Below are 12,060 nucleotides of genomic sequence, written 5' to 3'. Positions count from 1 at the left end.
ACCTACTGCAGTGCTGGGCATCCGCCTGCCTTCTTGCGTCGACGGAGTGGTGAACTCGTTCGCTTGGCGGTGCAGTCGCCGCTGCTGGGCGGTCTTCCGGGATTCGACTACGTTCAGGCAGAGGAGACGCTCGATCGGGGCGACTACCTGTTCCTGTACACGGACGGGGCGTACGAAGCCCGCAACGACGGAGAGATGTTCGGAGAGAATCGGCTCGCCGAACTGGTAGAGGACAGTCCGTCCGGGCAGGAGGCATGCGATCGTGTTTCGCAGGTAGTCACCGCCTTCTCAGGCGGGCGGTTGGAGGACGACCTGGCCATGCTGGCCGTCAGTCTGGCCTGACCCTGATCCTCGAAGTCGACCTTGCCAGAGACAAGCTGCACGCGTTGGCTCGCCTGACTCGCAATGGATGCGCGTGAGATTGGACTTCACCGTGGGCTGCACCTGGGAAAGGCACGAACTAGCCCCCCGCCGCGGTTACAAACGCGTCCAGCAAGTCCGACCAGCGCATTTCGAGGCACCCTACGGGATGCCTCGTTTCGTTTGCCTGCGAGAATGTCTTCCAGCCACGCAGAGCATACCGCTAACGGTAGTTAGCAATAGATAACTACGGGTAAGCAAGACATAGCGAAGGTGAAAGAGGTGAGGCCAATGCCTGAGTTCGTGAGTGTCCCAGTACCCGTCGATCGCGTCCAAGAAGTCTACGAGCTTCTCTCACGCGAGTCGTTTAGACCGTTGCCCGAGCGCCAGGCTGCGGGGGACAGTCGCTCGGAGGTCTGGACCCAACCGCTGATAGATCGAATGTTCATTGAGTCATCATCCGCGATGAGGCGAATCCTGCTCGTTGTAGCCGAGTCGTCGCCCGGATGGGTTACGACCAACGACATCGCCATGGCCTCCGGCCTGACGGCTCGCCAAGTGGTCGCTTCGCTCGGCCCCTTCGAGAAGCGCGTTCGGGGCCGGTACGCCATGAGCAGCTGGCCATTCGAGGCCAGGCAGTTCGTAGACGCGGGCATATTCAAGTACTCCATGTCTCCGGAAACGGCGGATCGCATCGTCACACTGACCGCGAACGTTCGGCAGCGTGAGGGAGGCGAGAATTAGCGGGGCCTCGAGCAGACGGGCTCAGCGGCCCTCGGCGTCTGTAGATAACGATTTCGTCTCGAGGAGGCGATAGAAGTGCTGTGGACCATCTTCGTCATCTTGGTAGTGCTCTGGCTTCTGGGCTTCAGCTTCCACATCGGCGGCGGGCTCATCCACACGCTGCTGGTCATCGCACTGATCGTGCTCGTGTATAACCTCATAACGGGTCGTCGCTCATAGACGACCGGGAAGCCCAGCCTGGGTGAGCCGCAGCAGGCGGCCGGGATGTGGGCTTCCTGGCAGACGAAGGAGAGTGAACTGCAATGGCCAACGCAAGGGCAGTGTCGAGCGATCGTCACAGTCAAGTCCACACGGAAGTGCGTGCACCGGTGGAAGTCGTCGTGTCGCGTGTCATCATGTTCGTCTTCGGTGTGATCGAGGTGTTCATTGGGATCCGCTTCGTTCTCATGCTGCTCGGCGCCAACGCCGAGGCCGGGTTCGTGAAGATGATCTACGGCGTGTCCGGGGTCTTCATGGCGCCATTCATCGCAATCTTCAACACGCAGAAGGCCGGCGGAGCCGTATTCGAATGGAGCGCGCTCGTCGCCATCGCCGTCTACGCCCTGGTCGCCTGGGGTCTGGTAGCGCTGATTCGTGCTGTGAACCCGCGCCAGCAGTCTGAGACCGTCGAGCGTGTCGAGTCGAAGGATGACAGCGTCGCTCAGTAGTAGGTGTTCTGGAACTTGGTGTGCGGCCCGCAAGTAAGGCGTGTCCTGCGCTCGCTGGCGGGAATCTGCCTGCTTGGGACACGTAATTTGATCGTAGGGGGCGAGCGGGTGAGCGTGGAAAGCAGGCAAGTACTCATCGCCGCACAGGAGAAAGCCAGGCATGTGCTTTCGGAGTCCAGCGCTCGTGCCAAACGCTTGGTGAGCGACTCGGACTCCGAGGCGGTCGCGCTCCTGCTTGAGCAACAGGAGGTCGCCGAAGGGCTCCTACTGTCGGAGTGCGAGGGCTCGGCTGGCGGCTCGTCCGCCGTGAAGGATTCGCGCTAGGTACTCTGTCCGGAAGATGTTCCATCAGCTTGCGCGGCGGTAACAAGCGTGTCCAGCAAGTCCGACCAGAGCCAATGCAGGGCACCTTCGGGTGCCCTCAGACTGCTGACAAACCCCCGCCGGTCTCACGACTCGCGGGGGTTTCGTCGTTCTTTGGAGCGTTTCGGTCAGTCGATCGGCGTGGATCGTCGGTCCGAACAGGTTCAGAGGTGGGCTTTCACGCCCTGGTGAGCGTTAGAGCCATCTTCTTCATGTTCTGCGCCGCAGCGGTGAGCAGGCACTGCTCCATGACCCTCGCGACCCCCCGCATCCTGGCGTATCTCAAGCCGTGGAGTTCCTTCGAATCCGCGAAACTGCGCTCGACCGTCTCCTTTCGCCTCGCGTAGATCTCCCTGCCTTCCTCGGTGCGCGTGAAGTCGCGGCACCTGTCCTTGTCGTCTTCCCAGATGTGACGATGGATGGTCTTGACCCGCTGGGCGGGTGAGAGGCACTTCCCTTTCTGCGCGCAGCACTCGCAGCGTTCCCTCTGCCCCCGGTAGTGCCGGTAGCCCTTCCGATCGGTGGTGACGTAGTGAAGCGCAAAGCCCTCGGGGCACACGTAGGCGTCCTCGCCGGGGTAGAACTCGTAGCGGTGTTTGCCCCAGCGGTCCTTGGCGTAACACCCCCGTCTTCGTCCCAGTGCGCCCTGTATGCCCAGCTTCTGAAGCTGTCTGCAGATCCCGGTGGTGTTGTAGCCCGCATCGAGTCCGACCGCACTCACGGAGAAGCCGAACTTGGCGATCTGGGTGGTGAGACGCTCGATGTAGGGCACGGTGTCGTTGACGTTTCCCGGAGTCACGAACGCGTCGGTGATGATGCTGGCGCGCGAATCCACGGTACGGTGATCCAAGTAGAAGAAGCCCCTCGGCTTGCCGTCTCTGTGCATGAAGCCGCTGTCGGGGTCGGTGACAGAGCGCTTGATGGTTCGTGCCGGAGGTGGAGGATCGTCGCGGTCACGGTCCAGGGGCTTCTTGCCGTGGCACTCCCGATCCTCGTCGACGTCGGCGTCGAGGTCGCCCAAGTAGTTCGCCGTGCTCAAGGTGACTTCGGCTTCGGTGAACCGGCGCTTGTTGGCGTTGGCTTTGAGGTGTGTGGAGTCGGAGAACAGGACCTCACCCCCGACGAGGCCCGCATCGATGGCTTGCCGCACGATCTCGTCGAAGATGCTCTGGGCCACCTCGGTGCCGGAGAACCTGCGTCTTCTGTTCTGCCAGATCACGGAAGCATCCGGGATCGAATCGGTCAGTCCGTATCCCAGGAACCATCGGTAGGCGACGTTGACCTGGACCTCGGAGACGAGCCGGCGCTCGCTCCTGATCCCGAAGAGGTAGCCGATGAAGAGCATTTTGAAGAGAATCTCCGGCTCGATGGCCGGACGGCCGTTGTCGGCACAGTAGTAGGGGCGGCAGATCTCGTTGATGAAGGAGAAGTCGATGACCGCGTCGAGCTTTCGGAGCAGGTGGTTGGCAGGCATCAGCTCCTCGGTGGTGACGAACTCGGCCTTCGTCTGGCGGTTCGTGTTCTCAGAGAACATCGAAGCCCCTCCCGGCAGTCCCGACCGTCGATGATAGTCTAGCACACATTCCCAGTATTTGCCAGTACTCTCGTTGGAAACCGTCTCCGGCGGGAGAAACGACGAAACCCCCGCGAGTCGTGAGACCAGCGGGGGTTTGTCAGCAGTCTGAGGGCACCTTCGGGTGCCCTGTTTCGTTCTGCTGCGGGATTGCTGGTGAGGCGGTTGACATCGAGCAAGCGCGTCAGGCGGACATCGCGAGCGCTATCCTGGTGCAAGCATCCCTGGACTGTCATCTACGATGGGCACGCGACACACGATGCACAACGAATACAAGTTGCTGGATAGTGGCGCCGGGCGCAAGCTCGAACGCTTTGGCGATGTGGTTCTGTCGCGTCCATGTGGCCAGGCCCTCTGGGAGCGACAGGGGCCTGAGCTGTGGGCGAGGGCTGTCGCCTCCTTCGATCGGGATGGCGGATGGCAGACGTATGGCAACGCCGAGCTGCCCTCAAGCTGGGTCGTCACGATCAACGACATCGCAATGAGACTCAAGCCCACACCTGCCGGTCACCTCGGCGTGTTCCCGGAGACGCGCCTTCTGTGGGATTGGATCGGCGACACCCTGAAGTCGCCCGACAGGCCACGAGCGAACGTTCTCAACCTCTTCGCGTACTCGGGTGGCGCAACGCTTGCCGCCGCGCGCGCGGGCTGTTCGGTGTGCCACGTGGACTCATCCAAATCAATGGTCACGCGCGCACGAGAGAACGCCGTTTTGAACCAATTGGAGGCGGCCCCCATACGATGGATCGTTGAGGACGTCGGCAAGTTTCTGGATCGCGAGATCCGTCGTGGTCGCGCCTACGATGCGATCATGCTCGACCCGCCCTCGTTCGGACGCGGCACCAAGGGCGAGCAGTACAGAATCGATCGGGATCTCGCCGCTACGCTGGGACAATGCAAAGCGCTACTGACCGAGGAACCTGCATTCGTTCTTCTCACGTCGCATACCCAGGGCGTGACGTCGGGGCGACTTGATACTCTGCTAAGAGACGTGTTGGACGGCGGCGACATCGCATCCGGCGAGATGAAGTTGACCGGCGCGAGTGATGTGCGTCCGGTGAGCGCCGGTGTGTGGGCACGCTGGACCCGTTCGTAGAGGCGAGTACGCGGGAGAGAGAACAGGGACGCGATGCCAGAGTCGAGAGTGCTCATCATCGGTGGGGGAGCGGCCGGGCTCTCGGCGGCCATAGTTGCGGCGCGCCTTGGCGCCGGCGTGATGCTTCTCGAGGCGGGCGCTCGCGTGGGGAGAAAGATCCTGGAGAGCGGCAACGGGCGCTGCAACCTCTCGAACCTCTCGGCATCGCCGTCCGCCTACAACCATCCCGACTTCGTCGAGCCGGTTCTCGGCGCGTATCCCTGCGAGGCCATCTGCTCCTTCTTCGGCGAAATAGGCCTGCTCACACATGCCGATGACGAAGGGCGTGTCTATCCCGTGACGAACGCCGCCAGCTCTGTGCTGGACGCGTTGCGGCTGGAGTGCGCGCACCTCGGCGTGGAGACGCGATGCGGATTCGAGGTCGAGCGCATCTCCGAGGAACCCGGCTCCGGCGGCTTCGAGGTGCTCTCTCAAGACGGCGAGACGGTTCGCGCGGAAGCCGTGGTCGTTACGACCGGCGGCGGTGGCTCGCTCCTTGCGGGTTTGGGACACGGAATGATCGAGAGGGTTCCCGTGCTCGGACCCATCAAGACGGAAGCCGAGCCTATCCGCGGACTCTCCGGTGTGCGCGTGAGGTGCGCCGCGACGCTGCTCGTTGGTGTCGATGACGACAACACCGGCGGCAATGCGGTCGCGACCGAACGCGGTGAGCTGCTGTTCCGCGACTACGGAGTGAGCGGGATCATGGTCTTCGACCTCTCTCGCTACCTTGGAGACGGATGCGCCATCTCGATCGATTTCTTCCCGGACGTCTCCCTGCCGGAGCTCCGGACGATGATCGAGCAACGCTCCGCGGACCTTCCTTGGCGAACCGTGGAAACGTATTTCGCCGGTATGCTCCACGACCGGGTCGCACGGGCAATCATGCGCGCCGCGGGAATCGGTCGGGACACGCCGGTCGAGAAGTTGCCCGTGGCCCGACTGGCCGCGCTCCTCAAAGACTTCCGACTGGGAGTCCTCGGCATGGGTGATGCCAGGCAGGCGCAGGTGACCCGCGGTGGCGCGTCGGTTGAGGGATTCGATCCGAACGCGATGGCTTCGCGTGTCGTGGACGGGCTGTTCGCGGCGGGTGAGGTGCTCGACATCGATGGTCGCTCCGGTGGCTTGAACCTGCACTGGGCCTGGGCGTCGGGCATCGTAGCGGGCGAGGCCGCCGCTCGTTCGGCCATGGCGCGTGCCGCCGATCGCGACGTCAGCTCGAAGGCCTCCGAGTGATAGAGATCAGGAACTTGGCGCTCCCGCTGTCCGCGGGCGGTCCATCGTCCCAAGAGGTGCTGAAGGGCGCGGCCGCCAGACGCCTGCGCATCGACGAGGGCCGCATAGCTTCGCTACGCCTGCTCAAGCGCTCTGTCGACGCCCGTCGCAAGAGCAACGTCCACTTCGTGGTATCGCTCGGTGTGACGCTCGATGACGCGATCGACGAAGGCGAGGAGGCCGTGGTGCGTTGCGTCGGAGACGACGACGTGTTCATTGCCACCACCGAGCCGCTGCCTGCCATCGCGAGTCTCGCAATCGCCCCCCAGGTGCGTCCTGTAGTCGTGGGCACCGGCCCGGCGGGACTCTTCGCGGCGCTCGTTCTGGCGCGGTCGGGTGCGCGGCCGCTCGTGCTCGAGCGCGGTGCCGCGGTGGGGGAGCGCGTGCGTGCGGTGGACACTTTCATCCGCGAAGGCGCGCTCGACCCGGACTCGAACATACAGTTCGGCGAAGGCGGTGCGGGGACCTTCTCCGACGGCAAGCTCACCACCAACACACACGACCCCCGATGCCGCAGCGTGCTCACGAGACTCGTCGGTGCGGGTGCGGCCGAGGAGATACTCTGGCAGGCGAAACCGCATATCGGTACTGACCACCTCACCGGGGTCGTGAAGAGACTGCGGGAGGAGATCGAGTCGCTCGGCGGTGAAGTCCGTTTCGGGACGCGGCTCTCCGACCTCATCCGCGACTCAGATGACAGGCTCCATGGCGTTGTGACACAGAGTGATCGCGGACGCGAGGAGTTCGCGGCCGAGGCGCTCATCCTGGCGACAGGCCACAGCGCACGCGACACCTTCGACATGCTGCACAGCCGCGGTGCGCGTCTCGTACAGAAGCCGTTCTCGATCGGGGTCCGGATCGAGCACGATCAGCTCATGGTGGACCGCGCGCAGTATGGCTCCTCGGCGGGTCATCCCGCGCTCGGTGCGGCGGAGTACAAGCTCTCATGCCACCTGCCCTCCGGTCGCGGGGTCTACACGTTTTGCATGTGTCCCGGCGGCCTTGTGGTGGCGGCGACGAGCGAGGCTGGGGGCGTCGTCACGAACGGAATGAGCCGATTCGCCCGCGAGGGCACGAACGCGAATGCGGCCCTTCTGGTGAGCGTCTCGCCCGGGGACTTCGGGGACGACCACCCGTTGGCGGGCGTGCGTTTCCAGCGGCGCTGGGAGCACGCCGCGTTCGAGCTCGGCGGAAGGGGCTTCCGTGCTCCTGCTCAACTGATGGGCGACTTCCTGCAGGGTGTCGCTTCCTCGGCCGCGGGTGGTGTGCAGCCAACGTATCCACTCGGAGTCGAGTACGCCGATCTTGCGCTGTGCCTGCCGGACTTCGCCGTGTCATCGCTGCGCGAGGCGGCGCCGATGTTGGATCGCCGGATGCGCGGGTTCGCGACGGCGGACGCGCTTCTCACGGGGGTGGAGACGCGCTCGTCTTCTCCGGTGCGCGTGCTGCGCGATGACGCGTTGCAGTCGAATCTGCGGGGCGTGTATCCCTGCGGGGAGGGCGCCGGCTATGCGGGCGGCATCATGTCTGCTGCGGTGGATGGCATGCGCTGTGCCGAGGCGGTTCTCGCAACCTACGGGTGAGAGAGCGCAGGTAGGCGATTCCCTGGAGAGAGTCTTTCGAACGAGCGACGATTGAACGAATTCGGGGCACCTTCGGGTGCCCCGAATTCGTCTGTGGATGCGTGTCCGGTTTCTTCGTGAGCGCCGACCCACGAAATCCCTACGGTGAATCTCGCTCGTCGCTCCGTCGCGCCTCCAGGACGACGGCCGTGCCTGACGGCCCAGTGGCGAGTAGGACGCGGTCGCACTCTGCGAGCATCAACGTGAAGCCCATGCCGAGGGACATCGTGCACGAGTACCCGGGGACGAGTGTCGCCTTCGGGAGGTCCGAGAAGTCGATTCCCGGACCGTCGTCGACCACCTCGGCCTGGATCAGGCCGTCCTTCTCGAGGAGCCGCATTCGCACGTTGCCTCCGTGCTGGAAGGCGTTCACCGTCGCCTCGCTGGCGGCGAGCACGAGCCTGTCCGCGTTCGGGAGGTCGCCGAAGCGCTCCTCCAGAACTGCGCACAACCGGTGGCGGGCGTCGGTCAGATCCGCGGCAGACTCGATCGTACCCGCGTTCCATACCTCGTCTCCCAGTTCCGCGACGATCTCATCCGTCCCCATCAGCACGAGCCTGCCCCCGGTCACTGCTGCGATGACCTGGCTGTACGCCTCGCGGATACCGAGGTCGCGCTGCCGGATCGCTTCCTCGGCGTGGTGGCGCTCCGAGACGTCCTCGACTATGCCAATGACGAACCGTGGGATGTTGTGTTCCCTTGAGATCAGAGAGGCCGTCATTTGCCCCCAGAGGATCGAGCCATCCTGGCGAACGTAGCGCTTCTCGATCGTGTAGTGGTCGCCCTGCCCCGCTATGAGTACGTCAAACTGCTGCTGGTCGAGCGTGCCGTCCTCCGGATGGGCGAGGTCGGTGAACGCCCGCCCCAGAAGGTCGTCGACGGTGTAGTCGAGCATGTTCGCGAGCGCAGGGTTGCACGTGGAGATGCACCCCTTGAGGTCCACCAGCGCGATGCCGACAGCGGAGCGCTCGTAGATGGAGCGGAACAGCGCCTCGCCCTCCTTTTCGACGGCCTCATCCGCCCAAACAGCATCCTCGGGCTCCCACGATGCCTCGGCGGCCATCTGCTGGCCCTTCGCGTGCTGCTGCTGGCCGAGCGAAGGGGGCGCAGCAGCGGTTTCCGCGGGCGTCGGGGGGGAGACCGAAGACGAGCCTGCGTCGAAGGACGCGGCGGGGCCGTCTTGGGCAGGGCGATTCGTGGGGGTATCCATAGTGGTCATGGTGATATTGGATATACCCTCCACGTGCTGTCAGGTACTACTCGGACACAAGATGCCCTATGGGCTGCAAGTCCGGGGTCGCGGTTCTGAGGTGCGCGTCAGGTGAGCTTCTCGGACAGTTCCACCCATTCGTCCTCGAGGTCAGAGACCTGCTGCTCGACACTCTGAAGCCGTGCTTGGACGTCGAGCAAGGCGACGTAGTCGGAAGAATCCGTCACCTTCATCTCTGCACGAATTGCGTCAGCCTTGCTGCCGAGTGTCTCCAACTTGCGCTCGGTAGACGCGAGCTCCTTCTTCAGACCGTATTCGTCCGCCCTCGACAAGACTTGTTTGCGCTCCTCATCTGATTCGCCAATCGACCGGCTGGTCGCGCCTTCCTTCGGCTTCTGATTCTCGGGCTTGGCTTCCGCGTTCGCGTCGCGGCGCTCGTCCAGAAGCCGCAGGTACTCGTCGATGCCGCCTGGGACATGGCGGACCTTCCCGTCAACCAAGGCGAACTGATCGTCGGTGACGCGTTCCATCAGGTGGCGATCATGGGTGATGAGGAGAAGTGTGCCGGGCCACGTGTCCAGGAGACTCTCCACGACCGCGAGCATGTCGATATCCAGGTCGTTGTCCGGCTCATCCAAGATCAGCACGTTCGGCCTGTCCAAGAGGATGAGCATCAGCTGGAGACGGCGCTTCTCTCCGCCGGACAGATCAGATACTGCCGTGGACAGCTGGGCAGCTCCGAACCCGAGACGCTCCAACAGCTGGGCCGGGGTCAACTCCTTGCCATCGATCTCGTAGCGCGTCTTGTATCGCGAGAGAACCTCGCGGACCCGGGAGCTTCCCAACTCGTTCAACTCGTCGAGGTGTTGCGACAGGACGGCGAACTTGACGCTCTTGCCGGTCTTCACATGACCTGATGTCGGCTCGAGCGAGCCCCGGATGAGATTCAGAAGCGTTGTCTTGCCCGACCCATTCTCACCCAGGATGCCGAACCTGTCTCCTGGGCCGATGAGCCACGTGACGTCGTCGATGACCGTCTTGTCGCCGAAGCACTCGGTTACGTCGACAAGGTCGACAACCTGCTTGCCCAAACGAGAGATCGCCGTCCGCTTCAGCTCGACCGAGTTGCGCACGGGCGGTTCGTCAGCGATGAGAGCGCGCGCCGCTTCGATATGGAACTTCGGCTTGGTCGATCGGGCGCGAGAGCCGCGCGAGAGCCACGCAAGTTCCTTGCGCATGAGGTTCTTGCGCTTCTGCTCGGCCGTGCTCGCAGCCTCTGCGCGTTCGACGCGCTGGAGCACATATGCTGAGTAGCCGCCCTCGAACTGCTCTACCCGCCCGCCGCGCACCTCCCACATCCCTGAGCAGACTTCATCGAGAAACCAGCGGTCATGCGTGACGACGAGGAGCGCGCCTGACTTCTTGGGCCAACGGTTCTTGAGGTGGTCGGCCAGCCACGCGATACCGTGAACATCGAGATGGTTGGTTGGCTCGTCGAGCATGAGCACATCGCAGTCCGCAATCAGCACGCGAGCAAGATCCACGCGACGCCGCTGCCCGCCGGAGAGTTCGCCGATGCGGCCATCCCAGGGGATATCCGCGATGAGCCCGCGAATGATGTTGCGGATCCGGGGATCTGACGCCCATGTGTACTCGGGCGCGTCCCCGACGACCGTATGGGAGACAGTCGCTTCCGGATCGAGGGAATCGGTCTGCTCGAGCATACGTACAGTGGTTCCGCGGCGCCGCATGATGCGGCCGTCGTCCGGCTCAACCGAACCCGCAAGTAGCGAAAGGAGCGTCGACTTGCCATCGCCGTTGCCGCCGACGATGCCGATGCGGTCGCCCTCATTGATGCCGAGCGTGACCGAGTCGAAGACCTTCTTCGTCGGGTATTCCAGGTGGACGTTCTCACATCCAAGCAGATATGCCACGAGCGCGAACCTCAATCCTCGCAGAGTTTGTGTGCACGAACAACACCATTGCATTGCATCAGCACACAGGATACCTGCCGTGTCATGTCGGTGGGGTGGGATCTACCGAGGTAGTGCAGCAGTCACAAACGCGTCCACCAAGCCCGACCAGCGGATTTGACGGGGCACCTTCGGGTGTCTCGTTTCGTCTACCGGCGGGAATCGATGGTGTATCATATGTGAGACACCCTACCAGAAGGGAGCAGGTCCGATGCCCGCGACCAAGACGGCCTACGCCGCTGAGCTGACCGCAGTCATGGAGCGCGACGGTGTGAGCCGCGCCGAACTTGCGAGGCGCATGCACACCAGCCGCTCGACTGTCGCCCGCGTTCTAGACCCAGCTGACGAGTCCGTGACGCTCTCCACACTGTCGCGCGCGGCCGCAGCCCTCGGGCGTGAGCCGGCCGTGTCGCTTGCACCTGAGCGACCTTCGGTGCTCTTGGAGCGCCATCGCGACGAACTCACGAGGATTGCCGAGGAATACGGTCTTGAGCATGTCGTCGTGTTCGGTTCGGTCGCGCATGGGACAGACACCCCTGACAGCGACCTGGACCTTGTGGCCGACATACCTGAGAGTCTTGACCTGTTCGCTGTTGCCGTGATCGAGGAAGCGATGAGCGCAGCACTCGGCCGGAAGGTCGATCTCGGTGAGCGCAAGTGCCTGAAGCCCCACGTGCGGGAGAGCGTTGAGAGAGAGTCGGTGCCCCTGTGATGAGCCAGGACCGCACAATCGAGCAGTTCCTGCACGACATGCGCGACACGGTCGATGGCGTGGGTCGTCTCGTCGCTGAGACGGACCGTGAGACATTCATGACCACACACACGGGCTCGTGGGCGATCGAGCGCGGGATCATCCAGCTCGGCGAGATCGCTTCTCAACTACGCAATCGGCACGGAGACTACGTTGAGGCGCACCCCGAACTCGACCCACCCGGCATGCGTTCGGCGCGCAATATCGTCGTGCACGGCTACGCCACGATTGATCGCGCGCGAATCTGGCAGATCGTCGTGGAGAAGGTGCCGACAGTCGGCGACGCGGCTGATTCGCTGCTGCGAGAACTCGGCAAGCACAGGGGTGCGGAGCGATGAGCGAACCGG

At 63.6% G+C, this 12,060-nt stretch carries 13 protein-coding genes; 10 read left to right on the top strand and 3 right to left on the bottom strand.

From position 1 onward, the window contains the following. The 5 genes from Q8K99_10435 to Q8K99_10415 form a co-directional block, all read left to right on the top strand. The coding region (locus Q8K99_10435; GenBank protein MDP2182969.1) for a PP2C family protein-serine/threonine phosphatase at nt 1-342 on the top strand (342 nt) is incomplete at its 5' end. A gap of 309 nt (nt 343-651) precedes the next feature. Then, nucleotides 652-1,104, top strand: a complete 453-nt coding sequence (locus tag Q8K99_10430; GenBank protein MDP2182968.1) for a hypothetical protein — start codon at nt 652-654, stop codon at nt 1,102-1,104. A 75-nt stretch (nt 1,105-1,179) separates the two neighbouring features. Next, complete coding sequence (locus Q8K99_10425) at nt 1,180-1,323, top strand: lmo0937 family membrane protein (GenBank protein MDP2182967.1); 144 nt, start codon at nt 1,180-1,182, stop codon at nt 1,321-1,323. Nucleotides 1,324-1,406: 83 nt separating this feature from the next. Then, the gene (locus Q8K99_10420) at nt 1,407-1,811 is read left to right on the top strand and encodes a YggT family protein (GenBank protein ID MDP2182966.1); all 405 of its coding nucleotides are present in this window, start codon (nt 1,407-1,409) and stop codon (nt 1,809-1,811) included. Between the two features lie 108 nt (nt 1,812-1,919). Beyond that, nucleotides 1,920-2,135 (top strand): hypothetical protein, encoded by a 216-nt coding sequence (locus Q8K99_10415; GenBank protein ID MDP2182965.1) that lies wholly within the window; start codon nt 1,920-1,922, stop codon nt 2,133-2,135. 217 nt (nt 2,136-2,352) lie between these two features. Here the strand turns inward: Q8K99_10415 and Q8K99_10410 are convergent, their stop codons facing one another. Then, nucleotides 2,353-3,708: an IS1182 family transposase gene (locus Q8K99_10410; GenBank protein ID MDP2182964.1), complete on the bottom strand. Its 1,356-nt coding sequence runs from the start codon at nt 3,706-3,708 to the stop codon at nt 2,353-2,355. Between the two features lie 298 nt (nt 3,709-4,006). On the opposite strand from Q8K99_10410, the gene Q8K99_10405 reads away from it, so the two are divergent. From Q8K99_10405 to Q8K99_10395, 3 genes are read left to right on the top strand one after another with little or no spacing between them, the layout of a single operon-like run. Next, nucleotides 4,007-4,843, top strand: coding sequence for a class I SAM-dependent methyltransferase (locus Q8K99_10405; GenBank protein ID MDP2182963.1), 837 nt, complete (start codon nt 4,007-4,009; stop codon nt 4,841-4,843). 33 nt (nt 4,844-4,876) lie between these two features. After that, nucleotides 4,877-6,118 (top strand): aminoacetone oxidase family FAD-binding enzyme, encoded by a 1,242-nt coding sequence (locus Q8K99_10400; GenBank protein MDP2182962.1) that lies wholly within the window; start codon nt 4,877-4,879, stop codon nt 6,116-6,118. After that, nucleotides 6,115-7,740 carry an FAD-dependent oxidoreductase gene (locus Q8K99_10395; protein MDP2182961.1) on the top strand — a complete coding sequence of 542 codons (1,626 nt, stop codon included), beginning with the start codon at nt 6,115-6,117 and terminating at the stop codon, nt 7,738-7,740. The genes Q8K99_10400 and Q8K99_10395 overlap by 4 nt, the downstream gene beginning before the upstream one ends. 139 nt (nt 7,741-7,879) lie before the next feature. Here the strand turns inward: Q8K99_10395 and Q8K99_10390 are convergent, their stop codons facing one another. Both Q8K99_10390 and Q8K99_10385 read right to left on the bottom strand, forming a co-directional pair. Continuing rightward, the gene (locus Q8K99_10390; protein ID MDP2182960.1) at nt 7,880-8,842 is read right to left on the bottom strand and encodes a PAS domain S-box protein; all 963 of its coding nucleotides are present in this window, start codon (nt 8,840-8,842) and stop codon (nt 7,880-7,882) included. Nucleotides 8,843-9,096: 254 nt separating this feature from the next. After that, nucleotides 9,097-10,923 carry an ABC-F family ATP-binding cassette domain-containing protein gene (locus Q8K99_10385; protein ID MDP2182959.1) on the bottom strand — a complete coding sequence of 609 codons (1,827 nt, stop codon included), beginning with the start codon at nt 10,921-10,923 and terminating at the stop codon, nt 9,097-9,099. A 250-nt stretch (nt 10,924-11,173) separates the two neighbouring features. On the opposite strand from Q8K99_10385, the gene Q8K99_10380 reads away from it, so the two are divergent. Both Q8K99_10380 and Q8K99_10375 read left to right on the top strand, forming a co-directional pair. Beyond that, a complete protein-coding gene (locus Q8K99_10380) occupies nt 11,174-11,674 on the top strand; it encodes a nucleotidyltransferase domain-containing protein (GenBank protein MDP2182958.1) in 501 nt (166 codons plus the stop codon). Beyond that, nucleotides 11,674-12,051: a DUF86 domain-containing protein gene (locus Q8K99_10375; protein MDP2182957.1), complete on the top strand. Its 378-nt coding sequence runs from the start codon at nt 11,674-11,676 to the stop codon at nt 12,049-12,051. The genes Q8K99_10380 and Q8K99_10375 overlap by 1 nt, the downstream gene beginning before the upstream one ends. Nucleotides 12,052-12,060: the final 9 nt, after the last annotated feature.

The organism is Actinomycetota bacterium, from assembly GCA_030682655.1.
In the GTDB taxonomy this organism is placed as follows: domain Bacteria; phylum Actinomycetota; class Coriobacteriia; order Anaerosomatales; family JAUXNU01; genus JAUXNU01.
This window is presented reverse-complemented; position numbering and strand designations above follow the sequence as displayed.